Raw genomic sequence first — 22,000 nt, 5'->3', positions numbered from 1 at the left:
TAGTGGTTTCAGGGTTTACCTATGTTATTGCAATACCAAATAGAAATATTTAGATTCAAATTAAAAATTTGGACTCAAACCAGATTCTTTATAGAAATTATCAAGAATATCTATAACTTCTTCTTCCGTATCTACAAGGTGAATCAAATCTAAATCTTTAGCGCTTATATTCGAAAAAGACTCTAAAAGTGTTTTTTTAATCCAGTCCATTAGGCCTTCCCAAAAATCTGTACCAACAAGAATGATTGGGAACTTACCTATTTTATGAGTTTGAATTAAAGTGATGGCTTCGAAAAGCTCATCTAATGTGCCAAAACCACCAGGCATAACTACAAATCCTTGGGAGTATTTTACAAACATGACTTTACGCACAAAAAAGTAATCAAAATCAAGGCTTTTATCAGGATCTATGTAAGGATTGTCATGCTGTTCAAATGGAAGATCTATGTTTAATCCTACCGAAGTTCCTCCTCCTAAGTGCGCCCCTTTATTTCCTGCCTCCATTATTCCTGGTCCACCTCCAGTAATCACGCCATATCCAGCTTCAACAATCTTTTTGGCAACGTTTTCAGCAAGCTTATAGTATTTATGATCCGGTTTTGTTCTAGCAGAACCAAAAATGGAAACACAAGGTCCAATTTTACTCATACGTTCAAAACCGTTAACAAATTCTCCCATGATTTTAAAAATAGCCCAGGAATCATTTGTTTTAATTTCGTTCCAACCTTTGTGATGTTGTTCTTTTCTCATAGTTTCAATTTTCTTTTTCAATAAAGATAATAACTAGCTAAGTTCTTTTTTCAAGAATTTTGCTGTGTAACTTTTTTTATGATTAATAATTGCCTCAGGGACTCCTTCAACTACTATTTGTCCGCCACCTTGTCCACCTTCATAGCCAATATCAATAATATGGTCTACTGTTTTAATAACATCAAGGTTATGCTCTATAATGAGTACAGTATTACCTTTGTCCACCAATTTATTTAGAACTAACATTAACACTCTTATATCTTCAAAATGTAAACCAGTTGTGGGTTCGTCTAAAATATAGAACGTATTTCCCGTGTCTCTTTTGGATAATTCTGCAGCAAGCTTTATACGTTGCGCTTCACCTCCAGAAAGTGTCGTACTTTGTTGGCCTAGTGTAATATAACCTAAACCAACGTCCTTTATTGTTTTAAGTTTTTTATAAATTTTAGGAATGTGTTCAAAGAAATCAACAGCTTCGTTTATGGTCATATTAAGCACATCACTTATAGACTTACCTTTGTACCTAATTTCTAGCGTTTCTCTGTTAAATCTTTTGCCTTGGCAGGTTTCACATTCCACATAAACATCTGGCAAAAAGTTCATTTCTATAACACGTAAACCACCACCTTGACAAGTTTCACATCGTCCACCTTTTACATTAAAGCTAAACCTTCCTGGTTTATATCCTCTTATCATGGCCTCGGGGATTTTTGCAAATAGTGCTCTTATCTCACTAAAAGTGCCGGTATAAGTAGCAGGGTTACTTCTTGGAGTTCTTCCTATGGGAGATTGATTAATATCAATGACTTTGTCGATATGTTCTAGGCCCTTAATACTTTTATAAGGCATGGGTTTTTTAACTCCATTAAAATAATGCGCATTTAAAATAGGGTATAGTGTTTCATTAATTAATGTAGATTTCCCGCTACCTGAAACACCTGTAACACCAATCATTTTACCCAAAGGAAATTTAACCGATACATTTTTTAGATTGTTTCCCGTACATCCTTTAAGTTCTACAGCTTTTCCGTTTCCTTTTCTGCGTTTTTTTGGAACTTCAATTTCTTTATTTCCGTTAAGGTAATCTGCAGTTAAAGTATCGTGCGTTTTTAATTCTTCTGGGTCTCCAATACTAATAATATCTCCTCCGTGTTTCCCAGCTTTAGGTCCAATGTCAATAACGTAGTCTGCACGCTCAATCATATCTTTGTCATGCTCAACGACTATTACTGAATTTCCAATATCTCTCAAGGAAACAAGCGAATTTATTAGTTTTTCATTATCTCGTTGATGTAAACCAATACTAGGTTCATCAAGTATATAAAGCACTCCAACCAACTGAGAACCTATTTGTGTAGCTAGTCTAATGCGTTGTGCTTCACCACCCGATAGAGATTTAGAGCTTCTGTTTAACGACAAGTAATTCAATCCAACATCTAGTAAAAACTGTAAACGCGATTTAATTTCTTTAACAACCTCTTCGGCTATTTTTAATTGTTTTTTAGAAAGATGATTTTCCAAATCATTAAACCAATCGGCTAACTCTACAATATCGGTATTGGCGAGTTCTGCTATGTTTTTATTGTTTATTTTGAAGTAAAGCGACTCTTTTTTTAGCCTTGAGCCTTCACAAACCGGACAAGTCACTTTATCCATAAAATCTCTAGCCCATCGTTTTAAGGAAGTAGATTCGGCTGTCTTATACTGGTTTTCAATAAAATTAGCAACCCCTTCAAAGTCAATTTTATAATCTCTTGTAACCCCTAAAGTTTTACTTTCGATAGAAAACTTATCATTTCCGCCATAAAGAATCATCTGTTTTGCTTCTTCCGGAATATCTTTATAAGCATCGGTTAACTTAAAATTGAATCGCTGCGCTATAGTTTCAAACTGTTTAAAAATCCAACTGTTTTTTTCTGCTCCATGGGGAGCTAAAGCTCCCGCATTAATTGATATGCTATCATCTGGAATAATTTTAGCTTCATTAATTTGATATAAATCACCAATGCCGTTACAGTTATCGCAAGCACCTTTGGGTGAATTAAAAGAGAAGTTATTAGGCTCTGGGTTTGGGTAAGAAATCCCAGAACTAGGGCACATTAAGCTTCTACTAAAATATCTAGTTTCGTTAGTGTCTTGATCTATAACTAAAAGTACATCTTCTCCATGGTACATGGCTGTATTAATGGTTTCAGTAAGCCGCTTATCATTGTCAACATTATCATTAATAACCAATCTATCAATCACAATTTCAATATCGTGAGTTTTGTATCGGTCTAATTTCATACCTTTTACAATATCACGTATTTCGCCATCTGCTCTTACTTTTACAAAACCTTGTTTTCCTATTTGTTCAAATAATTCTCGATAATGCCCCTTTCTTGAACGTACAACTGGAGCCAATACATTAATGCGTTTGCCTTTAAAGTCTTTCGTGATGAGTTCTTTAATTTGCTCATCACTATAACTAATCATTTTATCTCCTGTATTATAACTATAAGCATCGCTGGCTCGAGCAAATAACAAGCGCATAAAGTCATAAATTTCTGTAATCGTGCCAACCGTAGATCTTGGTGATTTACTTGTTGTTTTTTGCTCAATGGCTATAACAGGAGAGAGCCCATCAATTTTATCAACATCGGGGCGCTCCAAACCACCTAAAAACTGGCGCGCATAAGCAGAAAATGTTTCAATATAACGACGTTGCCCTTCAGCATAAATGGTATCAAAAGCCAAGGAAGATTTACCGCTTCCAGATAAACCTGTAATAACTACCAGTTTTTCTCGAGGAATAGAAACATCAATATTTTTAAGATTGTGTACTCTAGCTCCCTTAACTTCAATAAAATCGTTGAATTGGCTCATAAATTGACAAAAGTGCAAAGGTACAATTTTAGATGTTAAATTCTTGTGAAGTTTTATTTCAGATTTGTTATTATTGTAAGTATTAATTGGTGTTTTGCTTGAACAAAATAAATAAATATTGACATATGAAATTATTAGGAATAGGATCTAGAATTAATCATTCTGAATACGGAAAAGGGGTAGTTACTAATGTAACATCACAGCATTATTGGGTGACTTTTATCGATAATGGTTTAGAAACTATTGATTTAGATAGTGATTTTGATGTTATAGAAACTGCAGATGGTGATGTAGATACTATTAGTTTTTCTGAAGTAGAAAGCAGTTTGGTTCAGATTTTAAAAACATGGAGCGATGTTAGTGAAGTTGTTCCTATTTCAGATAAATACAAAGGAGGAACTCTTGTTTTAAAACCTGCAGATGATAGTTTAAAACCATATGAGCTACCCATTGATAAGTTTTTTCATAAAATAACAATGGTTAGAGATCGATTGCGAGTTATGGAACAACGGATCAATTCTAGTGATTTAGATGAACAAGGAAAAATTGATTTGCAGCAGTATATTACAAGAATATATGGTAGTTTAACAAGCTTTAATGTGTTGTTTAAATCTAAGAGCCATAATTTTGTTGGGCAAAGAAGTAAGTGAAAATGATTATTTAATTTATCGTTCCTTTAATATCTGTTATTTCCAATCCAAAAAATAAAAACTTATGAAATGTTGGGATTTGAGCTCCATTTAGTGTGGTTTTCCAATCAGACCATGAGGCTTCTAAGCCGTCAATAGGGAGTTTGGAGGTCCACATCTTAAACGCCTTTGGTTTATAGTTATCATCAAGTAACCATAAATAGGAGTCTCCAGAAGCCATTGTTACTAAAAGGGCGTCTTGATTATCAGTTGTTTTTATTAATTCACGTACAGTCCCTTTATCAAATATTTTATAAGGTGCTAACACCCAGAAGGAGTCGTTATTATAATAGTTTAGAGCTTTTGCAATGAGTTCTTCAGCCATTTCGCTTTCATTTCTAAAACCATGAATAAACACTTTGCTTTGGTTGTAATCATCTAAATCCAATATAACCTTGTTAGCTTTCCAGTAAACTTCACAAGTATTGTTTAGTTTATCTAGTTCATAGTGCCTTCTTTTTTTGAATGTCCATTCCAGGTGTACTGTCTTTTTAAAAGCTTCAAAATCTAAAGCTTCAAGCATTTTATAAGCAAGAGTATCAGCCTCTTTACCTGAAATACCTTGAGGCAACTCTTCGTTATATTTAAAATAGATAAAACCAAATAAAAGTAAACTGGGAAGTGTAAAAAACACAATGATTCCAGTAATTATTTTCAATATTTTTTTTGGTTTTGTTTTCATAAAACTTCTAAGCCTGCAAATTTGAGCGAGATCTAAACTATTAATTACAATGCTGTTATAAAAAGAAAAAGCTCAAAAACCGACAGCGGCATCATCACCTCGATGATCTGCGCCACCTTCATACCCTTGGTCTTTTAAAACAAGTATTCCATCGACCTTGCCAATAACGGGGGTGCGTTCCTCATTAATGCTATATCCTAGTAATTCCAATTTTCGAGTTAATGATTTATCAAATGAATTAGGTTCCATTCTAATTTCATCAGGAAGCCATTGATGATGAAAGCGCGGAGCGTCAACAGCCTCTTGCATAGACATTTTGAATTCATGAACATTGAGTATAGTTTGCAAAACAGAAGTAATAATGGTAGAACCTCCTGGAGTTCCTACAGACATAAGTAATTCTCCGTTTTTTTCTACAATAGTTGGCGTCATTGAACTTAGCATGCGCTTTTCTGGAGCGATACTATTAGCCTTGGCACCAATAAGTCCAAACATGTTCGGTTCTCCAGGTTTACTGCTAAAATCGTCCATTTCATTATTTAAAAAGAAACCTAGCTCAGAACAATACAGTTTAGAACCATAGGCGCCATTTAAAGTTGTAGTTGCAGAAATGGCATTTCCAAATTGATCAATAATGGAGTAATGCGTAGTTTCATCGCTTTCTATAATTTGAATATTTCCATGAGATACTGACGAAGAGAGCGTGGCATGATCAAATGAAAAATCAGCTATTCTGTTTTTAGCATAATCTTCGCTGATTAATTCTTTCACAGGAATATCAACGAAATCTGGATCACCCAAAAAATAACTCCTATCGGCATAAGCACGCCGTTCTGCTTCGGCTAGAATTTGAATAGCTTTTATACTATTATGCCCATATTTGTTAATGGGATAAGGTTCTATCATTTTCATAATTTGTGCCAAACAAATACCGCCACTCGCAGGGGGAGACATAGATATAATTCTTAAATCATCGTAGGTAAAAGATATCGGAGTTCTCCATTTTGCTTCGTACTTTGCTAAATCTTCTTCGGTAAGAATACCTCCATTTTCTTGAATAAATTGAACTAAAACTTTGGCTGTTTCTCCTTTATAAAAACCATCCTTCCCATATTCTGAAATACGCTCTAAGGTTTTTGCTAAAACAGGATATTTTAAAGTATCATTTGTTTTCCAATGTTTATCTAATATGATGGAGTCTTTATTTGCTTTAAGAAATAGAGGTTGATACTTTTTTATCCTTTTTTCTTGTTTTTTTGTGACTACTACACCTTTATAAGCAAGAGCTATAACAGGTTTTAAAATGTCTTTCATAGGAAGGGATCCAAACTTTTCATGTACGGTAAATACACCTGCAACAGTTCCGGGTACACCAACAGCCATGGCTCCAATAGTACTTTTTTCTGGAATAACATTTCCGTTTTTATCAAGATACATATCTTTTGTAGCGGCCAAAGGTGCTTTTTCACGATAATCGAGGGCTCCAACTTCGCCAGTGGATTTTCTGTAAACCATAAAACCACCACCACCTAAGTTACCAGCATAGGGGTAAGCCACTGCCAATGCAAGTTCAGTAGCTATCATGGCGTCAAATGCATTGCCACCCTTTTTTAAAATAGAGCTTCCTATTTGAGAAGCCTCAATACGAGCAGATACGACCATAGCATTTTTTGTTATGACCCCTGTTTTATGAGGTTTTCCATTTCCTTTACAAGAAGATAAAACGACTATAATAGCTAAAAGATGAAAAAGGCTTTTAAACATTTAATCTTGGTTAAGTTCGAGTAGTTTTTTTTGCGAAGTTGATATTAACTCCTCAAAAAAAATGGAAAATTCATTTTCAAATTCTTTGTAAAATTCTTTAAGTTCAATTACGGCTTCATTCATACTTGATCTGTTTTTGGTTCTTCTATTCATACCTTCCAAAACCCTACCAATACCATCTATTGATGCGTAACTTAAAAGCCAATTATCAGCCAACATATAAGGCATCATTTTTTGAATTCTAATGGGCAAAATATTGTAATGTTCTGACAGAGAATCATAGAAAGATTCAATATATTTTTTTAAGGGGATGTCTGAATACTTATACCAATTTTTAGCTAAAAAATGATCATATAGAATATCTACAATGATTCCAGAATAATGACCGTATTTTTCATGAAGGCGTTTTGTACTTTGTCTTACGGTTTTGTGGCTATCGGTAAAAGAGTCAATATAACGATGTAAAAGTATGCCAACCTGAATATCTTTAGAGTAGTCTTTATAACTTTTACCCTTAATGCCATCAGCAATAAAATTCCCTATAGTTACTAAGTCATTATCTCCAGAAAGATAAATGTGCGCTAAATAATTCATTTGTGAAATTTACGAAATCCGTTTTAAGATTTCCGACTTTGAAATATTATATTTGCTCGATAAAATAAACATGTTATGACACTAATAAAATCTATTTCAGGAATTAGAGGAACAATAGGCGGACAAGTTGGAGAAAATTTAACACCTATTGATGCGGTTAAGTTTGCATCTGCATATGGGGTTTGGTTGAAGCAACAACGCCAAAAAGATAATTATAAAGTCGTAGTTGGAAGAGATGCTAGGATTTCTGGTAAAATGATCCAGAATTTAGTCATGAATACACTTGTTGGACTTGGAATTGATGTGGTAAACGTTGGATTGTCTACAACACCAACGGTTGAAGTAGCAGTACCAATGGAACACGCTGACGGCGGTATTATTTTAACAGCAAGTCATAACCCAAAACAATGGAATGCTTTAAAACTTTTAAATGCAAAAGGCGAGTTTTTAAACGCCTTTGAAGGTGCAAAAATTCTTGATATTGCTGAGAGCGACGCTATGAGTTTTGCCGACGTAGATAGTTTAGGTAAAATAACAAGAAATAAAGCCTATATCGATTTACATATTATCGAAGTTCTTGATTTAGATCTGGTTAATGTAAAAGCTATTGAGGAAGAGCGTTTTAAAGTGGTTGTTGATGGTGTAAATTCAACAGGAGGTATTGCTATTCCACTATTGCTTGAACGACTTGGTGTTGATGTGGTAAAGTTATATTGTGAACCTAATGGAGAATTTCCACATAATCCAGAACCTTTAAAAGAACATTTAACAGATTTATCTGATGCTGTAAAAAAACATAATGCCGATTTTGGAATAGTAGTAGACCCTGATGTTGATCGTCTAGCCTTTATGGATGAAAATGGTGATATGTTTGGAGAGGAGTACACTTTGGTTGCATGTGCAGATTATGTATTGAGCAAAACACCTGGAGGAAATACAGTGAGTAATATGAGTTCCACAAGAGCATTAAAAGATGTTACCGAAAAACATGGTGGTATGTACGAAGCAAGTGCGGTGGGAGAAGTGAATGTTGTTAATTTAATGAAGAAAAATAAGGTTGTAATTGGTGGTGAAGGTAATGGTGGTATAATTTATCCAGATTCTCATTATGGTCGTGATGCTTTAGTAGGTGTTGCTTTGTTTTTAAGTTTGTTGGCCGATAAGAGAATGAGTGTTAGCGAACTAAAAAAAACATATCCTAGTTACTTTATGGGTAAAAAGAAAATAGAATTAACACCAGATTTGGATGTTGATGGCATTCTTAAAACAATAGAAGAACGTTATAAGAACGAACAATTAACAACTATTGATGGGGTAAAGATTGATTTTTCTGAAAGCTGGGTACATTTACGTAAAAGTAATACAGAACCCATTATTAGAATATATACTGAAGCTAAATCTCAAGAAGAAGCAGATACTTTAGGAGATAAGTTTATTGAAGAAATTGGAGCTATAGCTCAAAGTTAAAAAAGACAATGTTTTTTTAAATTACTAAAGCGCATTTACATGCGCTTTTTTTATTGTTTTAAAAGGCTAAGACGTTTGTTTTAGAAAATAATGATGAAAGGTAAACATAGTTCAAATTTATGCTACTTATGGTCAATTTTTGATTGCTGCTATAGTTTGAGACTTTAAAAACATATATTTATTCAACTAAAAACATTTAATCAAATATGTTTCACTTAAAAATACCATCCGTAATATTCAATATTTTAGTGCTTGTTTTGTTGGTTAGTTCTTGTAAGCCTCAAAAAAAAGAGGAAGTCGTTTTTAACCAACCCAATATTGTGTTAATTATCGCTGATGATGTAAGTTGGAATGATATTGGTGCCTATGGACACCCCAATGTAAAAACACCAAATTTAAATAAACTTGCAAAAGAAGGGATGCGTTTTACTGAAGCATTTTTAACTACAAGTTCTTGTAGCCCAAGCAGAACTAGTATTATTTCAGGGTTGTACCCGCATAATACAGATGCAGAACAATTATCGTGGCCATTGCCAGACTATAAAAAAACATTTGTACAACAACTTAAAGATGCTGGTTATTGGACTGGTTTAGCGGGCAAATATCATTTGGGAGACCCTGTTAGGGATGATTTTGATGCACTTTTAGAAATGCAATGGCTAGACGCGCCAATTGGTTTAGATAGAAAACTAAAAGGTGATGGTAGTGGGTGTGATGAATGGATTAGTCTTTTAAAGCAGAGACCAAAAGATAAACCATTTTTTACATGGTTAGCCTCATTTGATGCACATCGCCCTTTTTATGATGATAATAGTTGCCCTAAAGTGCATGATACAAGTGATGTTACTTTGCCTCCTTATGTTCCAAATACAGATTTAGTAAAGAAGGACTATAGTTTGTACTATGATGAAATCTCAAGAATGGATGATTATATAGGAAAAGTTGTTGCGGAATTGGAAGTGCAAGGCGTTGCTGAAAATACAATGGTAATTTTTATAGCAGATAACGGTAGAGCGTTTCCAAGAGATAAAACAACACTTTACGATGGAGGTATAAAGACGCCGTGGATTGTGAAATGGCCAAGTGAGATTAAAGGAGGTTCTGTAAATAATAATTTGATTAGTTCGGTGGATATTGCACCAACATTAATGCAAGTAGCAGGACTTAAACCTCTTGCTGAATTTGAAGGTTTTGATTTTTCAGGGATGTTGAAAGACACTTCAAAAGAGATTCGAGATCAAATTTACGCTGAGGATCATTTTCACGATTACGAGGACTATACCCGAGCTATTCGAACAAAACAATTTAAGTACGTAAAGAATTTTTATGACGACCTTCCTGATACACCATCTGCAGATGTTAATAGAGGCCGTAGTTGGCAAAGCATGTTAGAAGAATACAAAAAAGGAACACTTACTGAGGCACAACTAAAATGCTTTAAAAAACCTAGAGATAAAGAAGAACTTTTTGATATAGTTGCAGATCCTTTTGAGCTCAATAATTTGGTAGAAAATACTGACTACGAAGTAACGTTAAGCGAGATGCGAGATCGTTTAAAAACGACTAGAACAGAAAGCAACGATTTTTTACCGAAGGAAAGAACCCCAGATGATTTCTTTAGGGAAACAGGTTTGCCTACAAAATATCGTCTAAGGCCTAGGCCTTCAAAAGCTGTTTATATGAAAGCACAGAAAGACGGAATAATATTAGAAAATCCAGATTTTGTAGAAGCATCGGTCAAATAGGTTACTCGTCAAATTTGCCATGTTTCCAGCGTTTATGTGTCCATAAATAGAATTCAGGGGCTTCACGAATTTGTTCCTCAACTCTTTTTAATGATTGATCTGTTATATCAAAGTCTTTATAATCCCGGGGATTTCTGATAATATCAGTAAAAGTAGCCTCATAATAACCACGTTTCACTCTTCTTACTTTTAAGAAGAGTGTTACCATATCTAATCTTTTGGCCAATATTTCTGCGCCAACGTGAACAGGTACTTTTATGCCCATAAATTTTTGCCAGTGCATGGCTTTATCTACTTTGGGAGACTGGTCAAAAACAAAACCGTTAAAAGTTAACTCGTTGTTACGTTTTGCCTTGATAAGAGTAGGAAAAGTTTCTTTTGTTGTAATCAAATAACTGTTATATCGTGCTCTAATTCGTTTTACTAACTTATCAAAATACTTATTACTCAATTGTTTGTAAACCGCATAGCCAATGTAGTTTACATGTTTTTGTAAAATAAAAATCCATTCCCAGCTACCGTAATGTCCCATCATCAAGACAATACTTTTGTTTTCTTTTTCTAGTTGATGAATTTCTTCAACATTCGGGAATGTATACCTCTTAATAATTTCTTTTTCAGAAACAGTAATCGATTTTATTGATTCAATGAGCATATCACAAAAGTGATGATAGAATTTTTTTCGAATAGAAGCAATTTCCTGATCACTTTTCTCAGGAAAAGCTAATTTTATATTGTTCGTAACGACTTTTTTCCTGTATCCGAAAATATGATAGATGAAAACGAATGTAAAGTCTGATATCCCATATAATATTCTAAAAGGTAATAATGAAATCAACCATAAAAATGGATAAACAATAATATAAGCTAGTAATTGCATTATTTAGTTTTAGATTTGTACCGACAAATATATATTAAATTCAATTTAAACAAGATTTCCTTTATGGGCAATTTAAATTTAATCACAGGTATCCTTATAGCAGCGAATGCTCTTATTTCGTATAAAGGTTTTAGCGATTTTAATTTTTTTAATAAATATAAATTTCATGTTGGTTCTATAAGAGGAGGTGAGCAGCTAAGAATGTTTAGTTCTGGTTTTTTACATGCAGACACACAACATTTATTGTTTAATATGTTAACACTTTACTTTTTTGCCGATGTAGTTATTTCAATATTAAGTCCAATACAGTTTCTTTTAATTTACATAGGGAGTCTCATGTTGGGTAGTATTTTGTCCCTTTATTTTCATAAAAACGAGTATAATTATACCGCTGTTGGGGCTAGTGGAGCAGTAAGCGGAGTCATCTATTCAGCTATTTTGTTGCAACCTGGAATGAGCTTATATTTATTTTTTATTCCAATTCCTATACCAGCTTACTTATTTGGTATTGGTTATTTATTATATACTATTTACGGTATGAAAAAAAGAATAGGTAATATTGGTCATGATGCCCATTTTGGAGGCGCCATTGGAGGTTATCTTATTACCTTAATACTATCACCTTGGTTATTTCAAACTAATTTATTGATGATTGGTTTATTGGCTATTCCAATTGTATTATTGTTTGTTCTTAAAAAAATAGGTAAGATTTAAAAATCACTACTTTTTATTCTTAATAAATCTACAAATGGCATAGCTATTGAATTTATTGTTATGAAATATGTTAAATTAATTTTTTAACTATTTGATAAATAGGAGTTTAACTATTTTTTATTCACTGTTAAAAAAATGATCACTACTGTTTTAATGACAGTATGACCTAATTATATTTATGAAGAAATCTAAATTTACTACTCTTGACAGTTTGTCACTGCAGGAGTTTGATGAGAATTCAGAATTAATTCCTTTAATGACTCCTGAGGATGAAGAGGCTATTAATAATGAAGAATTACCCGAGACATTACCTATATTATCTTTAAGAAACACTGTGCTATTTCCGGGTGTTGTTATACCAATTACCGCGGGCAGGGATGCCTCAATTAAATTAATAAATGATGCAAATAAAGGTGGAAAAGTTATTGGTGTTGTAGCTCAAAAGGATGAATCTGTTGAAAAGCCAACAGCAAAAGATATTCACGAAACCGGTACTGTTGCAAGAATATTACGTGTTTTAAAAATGCCCGATGGGAATGTAACGGTAATTATTCAGGGTAAAAAACGTTTTAAAGTTGCCGAAGTACTTACCGAAGCGCCTTACATGAATGCCACTATTCGGGATATTGCAGAGGCGAAACCTGCTTTGAAAAATAAAGAATTTTCGGCAATCATAGATTCGATAAAAGATTTGGCTTTGGAAATTATTAAAGAAAGTCCAAATATTCCTAGTGAGGCGTCTTTTGCTATAAAAAATATTGAAAGCAATTCATTTCTAGTGAATTTTGTGTCCTCAAATATGAATCTTTCAGTTACTGAAAAGCAGGAGCTTTTGGAGATTAATGATTTGAAAAAGCGAGCTCTTGCTACATTGAAATACATGAATGTTGAATTTCAGAAACTAGAACTTAAAAACGATATTCAGTCTAAGGTTCAAATGGATATGAGTCAGCAGCAACGTGAGTATTTCTTGCATCAGCAAATGAAAACTATTCAAGAGGAATTGGGGGGTGTTAGTCACGATGAGGAAATTGAAGAAATGAGAGCTAAGGCTAAGGATAAATTATGGGATGAGAATGTATCGAAACACTTTGATAAGGAAATTGCCAAAATGCAGCGTATGAATCCTCAGGTGGCTGAATATTCTATACAACGTAATTACTTGGAGCTGTTTTTAGACTTACCTTGGAATGAGTTTAGCGAGGATAAATTTGATCTTAAACGTGCTATGAAGATTCTTGACAGAGACCATTTTGGTTTGGAGGACGTAAAGCGCAGAATTATTGAATATTTAGCGGTACTCAAGCTTCGTAATGATATGAAGTCACCAATTTTATGTTTGTATGGCCCTCCAGGAGTTGGTAAAACATCATTAGGAAAATCTATTGCAGAAGCGTTAGGGAGAGAGTATGTTCGGATTTCATTAGGAGGTTTACGTGATGAAGCCGAAATACGTGGACATAGAAAAACCTATATAGGAGCTATGCCAGGGCGTATTATACAAAGTTTGAAAAAGGCTGGCACCTCAAATCCTGTATTTGTATTAGATGAAATCGATAAATTATCGAATTCGCATCAAGGAGATCCATCTTCAGCTATGTTAGAGGTTTTAGATCCTGAGCAAAACAGTGAGTTTTATGACAACTTCTTAGAGATGGGTTACGACCTATCTAAAGTGATGTTTATAGCAACATCAAACAGTTTGGCAACAATTCAGCCTGCATTGCGTGATCGTATGGAAATTATCAATGTAACGGGGTATACCATAGAAGAAAAAGTTGAGATTGCTAAGCGCCATCTGTTACCTAAGCAGCTTAAAGAACATGGTTTGAGTGCTAAAGATTTGAAAATTGGTAAAACACAATTAGAGAAAATTGTTGAAGGCTATACTCGCGAATCTGGTGTTCGTGGTCTAGAAAAACAAGTGGCAAAAATGGTGCGTTATGCAGCCAAAAATATTGCTATGGAAGAAGACTATAATATCAAAATTTCTAATGAAGATATTATTGAAGTTTTAGGCGGACCGAAATTAGAGCGTGATAAATACGAGAATAATAATGTGGCGGGAGTCGTTACAGGTTTGGCTTGGACTCGGGTAGGTGGAGATATTTTGTTTATAGAATCTATTCTTTCCAAAGGAAAAGGCGCAATGACTATTACAGGTAATTTAGGTAAGGTCATGAAAGAATCGGCGACCATAGCTATGGAGTATATTAAATCAAATGCTGATGAATTTGGAATTGATGCTTCGATTTTTGATAATTATAATGTACATATTCACGTTCCCGAAGGTGCAACTCCTAAAGATGGCCCAAGTGCAGGAGTAACGATGTTAACTTCACTTGTTTCTTTATTTACTCAGAAAAAAGTAAAAAAGAGTCTTGCTATGACAGGTGAGATTACATTAAGGGGAAAAGTACTTCCAGTTGGAGGTATAAAAGAAAAAATATTAGCTGCAAAGCGAGCTAGGATTAAAGAGATTTTGTTGTGTGAGGAGAATCGTCGTGATATAGAAGAAATAAAACCAGAATATTTAAAAGGCTTGACATTTCATTATGTAACAGATATGAGCGATGTTGTTAAGATAGCGATCACGAACCAAAAGGTGAAAAATGCTAAAAAAATATAATAAGGTCTAAAAAATAGTGTTAAAAAACCTCGTTATAATACGAGGTTTTTTTGTGATTTAAAATAAATGATACATGCTACCGTTTTAAGATAGATTTATTTACTTTGCGCTGTAAATATGCTAAGAAAAATTGTTTCCCTTTTTTGTTTGTTAATGAGTGCTTTTACCGCTGCACAGGTGGGAGGGGAGTCTACATATCAATTTCTTAATTTAATTTCATCACCAAGGCAAGCTGCTTTGGGAGGGAAGGTGTTCACCAATGTTGATTATGATGTTACTCAAGCTATATTCAATCCTGCAACTATAAATGTTGAAATGGATAATCAATTGGCAGTGAATTATACAAGTTATTTGGGAGGGATTAGTTATGGTACTGCTGCATATGCATATACGATGGATAGGCGCACTCAAACTTTTCATGCTGGTGTAACTTATATTAATTATGGATCATTTGATGGTTATGATGAAGATGGAAATTCTACTGGAACTTTCTCGGGTAATGAAGCGGCATTGTCCTTAGGATACGCTTTACAATTGGGATATTCAGATTTTTATTTTGGAACTAATTTAAAATTGATTTCTTCAAAGTTAGAACAATATAGTTCTTTAGGTGTTGCCGTAGATATAGGTTTAATATATATTAATAAAGACTTAGATTTTAATGCGACCTTAGTAGTTAGAAATGTAGGAACACAAATAACAACCTATGCCGATTTAAATGAACGTTTGCCTTTTGAGATTGCTTTTGGAATGTCTCAAAAATTAGATAATGTACCAATTAGATGGCATGTAACTTTAGAGAATTTGCAGAAATGGCCTATTGGTGTTCCTAATCCTGCTCGTACTACAAGTGATTTGGCAGGAAATCAATCCTCTGAAAAAATAGGCTTTTTGGGACAGGTAATAAGACATACCATAGTTGGAGCAGAAATTTTTCCTGAAGGTGGGTTTAACATCCGATTAGGATATAATTTCAGAAGGGGAGAAGATCTTCGTATTGCCGATCAGCGTAACTTCTCTGGTCTTTCGGCAGGAATATCTATTAAAATGAATAAAATGCGTTTTAGTTATACTCATGCTAAATATACAAGTGCTGGTAACTCTAATTTCTTTGGGTTACAAATTAATTTGCAATAAAAAAGGGGATTTTGTTAATCCATTTTTTATTAAAAATACACACTTGTTTTTTAAGTGATACGTACTAATTTTTTATGAATTTGGAAGTAAACTTCGTTTCTCCAGAATCTGAAATTCTTAGGATATATAATCCAGAAGATAAGTCTGCCAAGGAAATCATTACATGTCCATTAGAAACATTTTTATCTAATTGTATCACTTTTATTAAATACCCTAATGAGGAATATATACTTATTGATAAGTTATTACTTATAAGATTGTTTGGTAGTCTAAAATTTAAAATATTATTTGTAGGGTTTGGAAACAGCTTTATTTTGTGTAAAACGTCTTCATCAATACTTAAAGCATCTCCTGTGTCTTCGATAGCATTTACACCTGCCGTCCAAGCTGTTCCTCCCAGTTCATAAGCTCCAATATCTGGAGCACTGCCTTTATAAGGTTTTTGGAAACCAGAAATTATTTGAGCCTGATCGACAACAGCACTGCCAGCTTTGGGCATAAAATTTATGTTGTCTGGATCTTCAAAAGGAGATGTAGGTGAAATTAAATTATCTTGAATGTCAAATTCTTGAGGACCATTTCCTGCAAACCAATCTAAAGTACTAGAAAAGCTATTGTAAATTTTGTTGTTAGCTTGAGGATAACCATTAACCCAAGAATCCATAGCGCGTTCGGCATTCCAAATGGTATTATGAAAAAAATCAAGATTTGTATTGTTCCAATTTACTTGATAACCACTCCAAGATACATTCCAAATGACATTATGATGAACTAAATAACCTTTACTATTATTATCGAGATATATTCCTGCTGCTTTTCCAGGACTACCTGGGGTATGAGAATATGCCGGTGCAGTAGCATCATGAAACCAGTTGTGATGAATTTCACCATTTTTTAAGTTATTATTTCCAACGGTATAAAATATTCCGGAATCACTGTTAATTAGTTGGGAAGCTGAAACATCGTTGTATGCTATTTCGCAATCAGCACCGGCAACGTACATGCCATCTCTACCTGCGTTAAAGATCGTATTCTTTAAAATTTTAGTATGATTAGCACTTGTTCTTATAGGGGATGCATGTATACCAACATAATCAATATTACTAATATAATTACCTTCAATGGTACACGTAGCAGCAGCCCAACCAGCAATTACAATACCACTTACAGAACTATGATTTACGGTACATTCCCTAACAATAGTGTTGTCTCCTAAAACCTCTAGAGCAGCTTCAGCTACTTGCGCAGAAGTATTAGTTAATGAATCATGTCCCTCGCTACCATGAACAACCATACAGTTCTCTATAATGTTATTATCTGCTCTATTATTAACCTTTAATGCACCACCATAAAAGTTTAACCTCTCTAGTTTTATATAATCACCACTAAGTTGTGCAGCATATTTTCTGGTTGCAAATTCAACACTATTATCTTCAGGTATGTTACCATCAGGGGTTTGGAAGTAAAGCGTTTTAGAGGTGTTATCATAATACCATTCTCTAGCATAGTCTAAGGCCTCTAGTTTATTAAACAAGTATAATTGCCCTCGATTATTTCCAGGATTATTCCTCCATTGTGTCGGATTATGAGGTTTGAAAGGCCATTTATTAATATCAACAGCGGTATAATTAATTTTATTTGTAGAACTTGAAGTTATGGTTCTTGTCCAACTTGTGCCAGAATGTGCTCCTAAATAATATACTAGTCCACCTGTCCAATCAATGTTAGGAATACCGTTAGCAAGAAAGTGAGAACCATCACCACCAGTTACGGGGGTACAATTCACTGTCCAGCGATTGTTGTCTGTATTATTTGGCCATCTAGCTAGATCCATATATTCACTATCATGATAAACAGCTCTAAATCGACTTTCAATGGTCATATCTACGTTTACCTTGTATATACTACCATTATGAGGTTGCCAACCATTTATTATGCTTGTTGCCTTAATATTTACTGTTTCTCCATCAGCAGCTTTAAAGGTTAAATAGTTTCCTGAATTTCCATTTTTGGCAATAAATAATTCCTCTTCGTAAGTACCTCCTTTAATGATACAAATATCTCCGGGTGTTATTACCGAAACCGCTTTACTAAACGTTTTGTAAGGATTATTGATTGATCCATCATTATTGTCATCTCCATCTGTTGCCACATATATATTTTGTGCACCATTGATGCCGGGGAACAGTAGTAGAAAAGTGAATAAACAGAGTTGATTTAATTTATCCATAGTCTTAAAATTTTTCTACAAAAAAAAGAGAAATATACTGTATCTGACATTATCAATATGTTTTTTTTAGTAACATATGATTAAAGAATTGTAGATAATAATTGAGTTTTTTAATAATTTAATTACGTTAAATGATTATTTAACAATGTTTTAATAAACTTAAACGTGTTGTTCTTGAGAATGATATTTGCTATTGAAAGGAATATATTGTTTTTTTATCGCTATATATGCCAAATGTTTATTTTTGATTTTTATGAATAAAATTACCATTGCCATTGATGGGTTTTCGTCCACTGGGAAAAGTACCATCGCCAAACAACTAGCAAAACAATTGGGTTATGTGTATGTTGATACCGGAGCTATGTATAGATCTGTTACCCTATACGCTATGGAAAATGGATTAATAAACAATAACGACTTTAATAAAGAAGCTCTTGTTTATCAATTGCCTAGTATTCAAATAAGCTTTGAGTTTAATGCAGATTTAGGGTTTGCAGAAGTTTATTTAAACGGCATTAATGTTGAAAAAAAAATCAGAACGCTTAAAGTATCTGGTTATGTTAGTCAAGTAGCTGCTGTTTCAGAAGTACGACAAAAGTTGGTGGAACAACAACAGAAAATGGGAGAAGATAAAGGTGTGGTTATGGACGGCAGGGATATCGGAACTGTAGTTTTTCCAAATGCAAAATTAAAGGTATTTATGGTTGCTTCTGCTGAAACTAGAGCGGAAAGACGTTATAAAGAACTCATTAATAGAGGTGAGCATGTAAACTATGAAGCTGTTTTAAAAAATGTTACAGATCGCGATTATATTGATACGAACAGGGCAGATTCTCCTTTAATAAAGGCTGATGATGCCATTGAGATTGATAATTCCTATCTTTCATTAGAGGAGCAATTTGATAAAATTTTGCAATTAGCTATAATGGCTATTGAAGATTATGAATAAAAAAATATTACCAATAAAGAAGGTGAATCTAAAGTTTGGATTCACCTTTTTATATTCTTTTTGACACCCTACAGATTTGGAATAATCAACTCTTGATCTGGGTGGATTAAATCAGGGTTTTTTAAAATATCAGAATTTGCCTTAAAAATGTCTTGATATTTAGCAGCATTACCATAATAATGCTTTGCTATTTTACCTAAAGTTTCTCCACTTTTTACTGTATGTCTGTGGTAAACACTTTCATCAGCAACAGTAATATTTGCTAAAATGTCAGAAGGACTTTCCCCTCCAATTTCTTTAATTTTATCCCAAAGGATGTTTTTTTCATACGGCGTATTTGCTGTTCCTTTTACTTTAAGAACCCCATTTTCTTCAGTAACACTGCCATTTTGAATGTTTAATGATTCTCCTAAATCTAATACAGATTGGTATTTCGCTTTCATTGTCATAATTATTAAGGTTTTGATTTTTAAGTTTGAGTTAAACAATATAGTAAATTTCTTATCTAGAAATATGATTATTTGGTCTTAAGTTTTTCAATTATTTAGACACGCTATTTTATTGAAAGTCACATCTTATTTTATTTTCTCATTTTTAGGTAATTAGATAGATAATACTTATTTTTGCACTCCTTTTAGCGAATCGTCAGGAAGATAAAAGGAAACGAAACGAAAAACAAAATAACACTTCTGTGTGTTAAACGCTTAAATTTCCTGAAACATGCGGAATACAAAACATAATATTATCCCATAAAGTGTGGTAATATTATCATTAAATTAAATGGCGGAAAACGCAAAACAAGCTGAAGTTGAAGCAACTGAAGCAAAAACTGTTGAAGCTCCAGTAGTATCTGAAGCAAAAGCAAATCCTGAAAAATTCTTAAAAGAGTTCAACTGGCACAATTACCAAGAAGGTATTGATGAAGTTGATGATCAACAATTAAAAGAATTTGAAAAATTAGTAGCTGAAAATTTTGTTGACACTTTAGATGACGAGGTTGTAGAAGGAACTGTAGTACATATTACAGATCGCGATGCAATTATTGATATCAATGCGAAATCTGAAGGTGTAATTTCTTTAAACGAATTTCGTTACAATCCAGGTCTTAAAGAAGGAGATAAGGTAGAAGTTTTAATTGATGTGCGTGAAGATGCTACAGGTCAATTAGTTTTATCTCACAGAAAAGCTCGTGTTATTAAAGCATGGGATCGTGTTAATAAAGCACATGAAACTGGTGAAATCGTTAATGGTTTTGTTAAATGTAGAACTAAAGGTGGTATGATTGTAGATGTATTCGGTATCGAAGCATTCTTACCAGGTTCTCAAATTGATGTTAAACCAATTAGAGATTACGATCAGTACGTAAATAAAACTATGGAATTCAAAGTTGTGAAAATCAACCATGAATTTAAAAACGTAGTAGTTTCTCATAAGGCGCTTATTGAAGCTGATATTGAAGAACAAAAGAAAGAAATTATTGGTCAATTAGAAAAAGGTCAAGTATTAGAAGGTGTTGTTAAAAACATTACTTCTTACGGTGTATTTATTGATCTTGGAGGTGTTGATGGATTAGTTCATATTACAGATTTATCATGGTCTAGAATCAATCATCCAAATGAGATTGTTGAGTTAGACCAAAAATTAAATGTTGTAATTCTTGATTTTGATGAAAACAAATCAAGAATCCAATTAGGTCTTAAACAATTATCTAAACACCCTTGGGAAGCTCTTGCAGAAGAAGTGAAAGTTGGTGATAAAGTAAAAGGTAAAGTAGTTGTAATTGCTGATTATGGTGCATTTATTGAAGTTGCTGATGGTGTTGAAGGGTTAATTCACGTTTCAGAAATGTCTTGGTCTACGCATTTACGCTCTGCTCAAGATTTCGTTTCTGTTGGAGATGAAGTTGAAGCGGTTATCTTAACACTTGATAGAGAAGATCGTAAAATGTCTCTTGGTATCAAGCAATTAACACCAGATCCTTGGACCGATATTACAGGTAAGTATCCTGTAGGTTCTAAGCACACCGGTATTGTACGTAACTTTACAAACTTTGGTGTTTTTGTTGAATTAGAAGAAGGAATCGACGGATTAATTTATATCTCTGATTTATCTTGGACTAAGAAAATTAAGCACCCATCTGAGTTCTGTGCCGTAGGTGATAAATTAGATGTTGTTGTACTTGAGTTAGATGTTGAAGGACGTAAATTAAGTTTAGGTCATAAGCAAACTACTGAGAATCCTTGGGATAAGTATGAAACTGAATTCGCTTTAGGAACAACACATACGGCTCCTATTGCAGAAATAGTTGATAAGGGTGCCACGGTTGAGTTCAACGAAGATATCATTGCTTTTGTTCCATCTCGTCACTTAGAGAAGGAAGACGGTAGTAAACTTAAAAAAGGAGAATCTGCAGAGTTTAAAATCATTGAATTTAACAAAGAATTTAAACGAGTTGTAGCATCTCATACTGCAATCTTTAAAGAAGAAGAAATTAAGAATGTAAAACAAGCAGTTAAGAAAGCGGCTAGTGCTGCTGCTGAAGCTAAACCTACTTTAGGTGATGCTAACGATGCTTTACAAGCTCTTAAAGATAAAATGGACGGGAAGAAATAATTAAATATTTTGTTTCTTAATTTCCGTGAATACGGAAATCCATATAGAAAAAAAGCCTTCAGGAAACTGAAGGCTTTTTTTTCTAAATAGTAAAGTAACTTTATAAATTTATGCCATAGGCCGACACAAGGTTACCACATAGTTTGGAATGTATTTGGCAGGTGACTTTGCGTCATCCTAATGACTTCATGTTATTAAAATATTTCTATAAGAGTACTGCGAAACGTAAAGGAGATAAAAGTTTATAATATTCATAAATATAAAAGCATGTATGAGAGCCCGTAACCACTTA

16 protein-coding genes are annotated in these 22,000 nt (G+C 33.6%); 8 read left to right on the top strand and 8 right to left on the bottom strand.

Annotated elements, in window-relative coordinates; all coding sequences use genetic code 11:
* Positions 1–60: 60 nt before the first annotated feature.
* Together Q0857_RS12085 and uvrA are read right to left on the bottom strand one after the other, a co-directional pair.
* Positions 61–750: a TIGR00730 family Rossman fold protein gene (locus Q0857_RS12085; RefSeq protein ID WP_298535600.1), complete on the bottom strand. Its 690-nt coding sequence runs from the start codon at positions 748–750 to the stop codon at positions 61–63.
* 33 nt (positions 751–783) lie between these two features.
* Entirely contained in the window at positions 784–3,615 is a 2,832-nt protein-coding gene (gene uvrA / locus Q0857_RS12080) for an excinuclease ABC subunit UvrA (RefSeq protein WP_298535598.1), read from the bottom strand.
* A 125-nt stretch (positions 3,616–3,740) separates the two neighbouring features.
* On the opposite strand from uvrA, the gene Q0857_RS12075 reads away from it, so the two are divergent.
* Complete coding sequence (locus tag Q0857_RS12075; RefSeq protein WP_298535595.1) at positions 3,741–4,265, top strand: hypothetical protein; 525 nt, start codon at positions 3,741–3,743, stop codon at positions 4,263–4,265.
* A 10-nt stretch (positions 4,266–4,275) separates the two neighbouring features.
* Here Q0857_RS12075 and Q0857_RS12070 read toward each other — a convergent pair whose 3' ends face one another.
* The 3 genes from Q0857_RS12070 to Q0857_RS12060 all read right to left on the bottom strand — a co-directional run bounded on the left by Q0857_RS12070 (position 4,276) and on the right by Q0857_RS12060 (position 7,344).
* Entirely contained in the window at positions 4,276–4,962 is a 687-nt protein-coding gene (locus Q0857_RS12070; RefSeq protein WP_298535593.1) for a hypothetical protein, read from the bottom strand.
* A gap of 96 nt (positions 4,963–5,058) precedes the next feature.
* Positions 5,059–6,750: a gamma-glutamyltransferase gene (ggt, locus tag Q0857_RS12065; protein WP_298535591.1), complete on the bottom strand. Its 1,692-nt coding sequence runs from the start codon at positions 6,748–6,750 to the stop codon at positions 5,059–5,061.
* Positions 6,751–7,344: an acyl carrier protein phosphodiesterase gene (locus Q0857_RS12060; RefSeq protein WP_298535589.1), complete on the bottom strand. Its 594-nt coding sequence runs from the start codon at positions 7,342–7,344 to the stop codon at positions 6,751–6,753. It abuts the gene before it with no gap.
* A gap of 75 nt (positions 7,345–7,419) precedes the next feature.
* On the opposite strand from Q0857_RS12060, the gene glmM reads away from it, so the two are divergent.
* Positions 7,420–8,811, top strand: coding sequence for a phosphoglucosamine mutase (gene glmM, locus Q0857_RS12055; protein ID WP_298535587.1), 1,392 nt, complete (start codon positions 7,420–7,422; stop codon positions 8,809–8,811).
* Between the two features lie 206 nt (positions 8,812–9,017).
* Positions 9,018–10,556 (top strand): sulfatase, encoded by a 1,539-nt coding sequence (locus Q0857_RS12050; RefSeq protein WP_298535585.1) that lies wholly within the window; start codon positions 9,018–9,020, stop codon positions 10,554–10,556.
* A gap of 1 nt (position 10,557) precedes the next feature.
* On the opposite strand, the gene Q0857_RS12045 is transcribed toward Q0857_RS12050, so the two are convergent.
* A complete protein-coding gene (locus Q0857_RS12045) occupies positions 10,558–11,436 on the bottom strand; it encodes a lysophospholipid acyltransferase family protein (RefSeq protein WP_298535583.1) in 879 nt (292 codons plus the stop codon).
* 63 nt (positions 11,437–11,499) lie between these two features.
* On the opposite strand from Q0857_RS12045, the gene Q0857_RS12040 reads away from it, so the two are divergent.
* The 3 genes from Q0857_RS12040 to porQ all read left to right on the top strand — a co-directional run bounded on the left by Q0857_RS12040 (position 11,500) and on the right by porQ (position 15,916).
* Complete coding sequence (locus Q0857_RS12040) at positions 11,500–12,150, top strand: rhomboid family intramembrane serine protease (protein WP_298535581.1); 651 nt, start codon at positions 11,500–11,502, stop codon at positions 12,148–12,150.
* A 178-nt stretch (positions 12,151–12,328) separates the two neighbouring features.
* Positions 12,329–14,779, top strand: a complete 2,451-nt coding sequence (gene lon, locus Q0857_RS12035; RefSeq protein ID WP_298535578.1) for an endopeptidase La — start codon at positions 12,329–12,331, stop codon at positions 14,777–14,779.
* Between the two features lie 117 nt (positions 14,780–14,896).
* On the top strand, positions 14,897–15,916 hold the full coding sequence (gene porQ / locus Q0857_RS12030) for a type IX secretion system protein PorQ (protein ID WP_298535576.1): 1,020 nt from the start codon (positions 14,897–14,899) through the stop codon (positions 15,914–15,916).
* 64 nt (positions 15,917–15,980) lie between these two features.
* Here porQ and Q0857_RS12025 read toward each other — a convergent pair whose 3' ends face one another.
* Entirely contained in the window at positions 15,981–18,146 is a 2,166-nt protein-coding gene (locus Q0857_RS12025) for a T9SS type A sorting domain-containing protein (RefSeq protein ID WP_298535574.1), read from the bottom strand.
* Between the two features lie 253 nt (positions 18,147–18,399).
* Between Q0857_RS12025 and cmk the strand changes: the two genes are divergently transcribed.
* A complete protein-coding gene (gene cmk, locus Q0857_RS12020; protein WP_298535572.1) occupies positions 18,400–19,095 on the top strand; it encodes a (d)CMP kinase in 696 nt (231 codons plus the stop codon).
* Positions 19,096–19,163: 68 nt separating this feature from the next.
* On the opposite strand, the gene Q0857_RS12015 is transcribed toward cmk, so the two are convergent.
* Complete coding sequence (locus Q0857_RS12015) at positions 19,164–19,544, bottom strand: LysM peptidoglycan-binding domain-containing protein (protein ID WP_298535570.1); 381 nt, start codon at positions 19,542–19,544, stop codon at positions 19,164–19,166.
* A gap of 331 nt (positions 19,545–19,875) precedes the next feature.
* On the opposite strand from Q0857_RS12015, the gene rpsA reads away from it, so the two are divergent.
* The gene (rpsA, locus tag Q0857_RS12010) at positions 19,876–21,708 is read left to right on the top strand and encodes a 30S ribosomal protein S1 (protein ID WP_298535568.1); all 1,833 of its coding nucleotides are present in this window, start codon (positions 19,876–19,878) and stop codon (positions 21,706–21,708) included.
* The last annotated feature ends 292 nt before the right edge of the window (positions 21,709–22,000 follow it).

It is taken from the genome of uncultured Algibacter sp., assembly GCF_947495925.1.
Taxonomy (GTDB): Bacteria; Bacteroidota; Bacteroidia; order Flavobacteriales; family Flavobacteriaceae; genus Algibacter_E.
Note: the sequence above shows the minus strand (reverse complement) of the source record. Positions and strands in the feature narration are given on the sequence as shown.

What these genes read in the sequence shown, in the direction of transcription:
- Q0857_RS12040 (WP_298535581.1), top strand. Translation starts at nt 11,500, where the DNA reads ATGGGCAATTTAAATTTAATCACAGGTATCCTTATAGCAGCGAATGCT.
- rpsA (WP_298535568.1), top strand. Translation starts at nt 19,876, where the DNA reads ATGGCGGAAAACGCAAAACAAGCTGAAGTTGAAGCAACTGAAGCAAAA.
- glmM (WP_298535587.1), top strand. Translation starts at nt 7,420, where the DNA reads ATGACACTAATAAAATCTATTTCAGGAATTAGAGGAACAATAGGCGGA.
- Q0857_RS12060 (WP_298535589.1), bottom strand. Translation starts at nt 7,344, where the DNA reads ATGAATTATTTAGCGCACATTTATCTTTCTGGAGATAATGACTTAGTA.
- cmk (WP_298535572.1), top strand. Translation starts at nt 18,400, where the DNA reads ATGAATAAAATTACCATTGCCATTGATGGGTTTTCGTCCACTGGGAAA.
- uvrA (WP_298535598.1), bottom strand. Translation starts at nt 3,615, where the DNA reads ATGAGCCAATTCAACGATTTTATTGAAGTTAAGGGAGCTAGAGTACAC.
- lon (WP_298535578.1), top strand. Translation starts at nt 12,329, where the DNA reads ATGAAGAAATCTAAATTTACTACTCTTGACAGTTTGTCACTGCAGGAG.
- porQ (WP_298535576.1), top strand. Translation starts at nt 14,897, where the DNA reads ATGCTAAGAAAAATTGTTTCCCTTTTTTGTTTGTTAATGAGTGCTTTT.
- ggt (WP_298535591.1), bottom strand. Translation starts at nt 6,750, where the DNA reads ATGTTTAAAAGCCTTTTTCATCTTTTAGCTATTATAGTCGTTTTATCT.
- Q0857_RS12050 (WP_298535585.1), top strand. Translation starts at nt 9,018, where the DNA reads ATGTTTCACTTAAAAATACCATCCGTAATATTCAATATTTTAGTGCTT.
- Q0857_RS12075 (WP_298535595.1), top strand. Translation starts at nt 3,741, where the DNA reads ATGAAATTATTAGGAATAGGATCTAGAATTAATCATTCTGAATACGGA.
- Q0857_RS12015 (WP_298535570.1), bottom strand. Translation starts at nt 19,544, where the DNA reads ATGACAATGAAAGCGAAATACCAATCTGTATTAGATTTAGGAGAATCA.
- Q0857_RS12025 (WP_298535574.1), bottom strand. Translation starts at nt 18,146, where the DNA reads ATGGATAAATTAAATCAACTCTGTTTATTCACTTTTCTACTACTGTTC.
- Q0857_RS12045 (WP_298535583.1), bottom strand. Translation starts at nt 11,436, where the DNA reads ATGCAATTACTAGCTTATATTATTGTTTATCCATTTTTATGGTTGATT.
- Q0857_RS12085 (WP_298535600.1), bottom strand. Translation starts at nt 750, where the DNA reads ATGAGAAAAGAACAACATCACAAAGGTTGGAACGAAATTAAAACAAAT.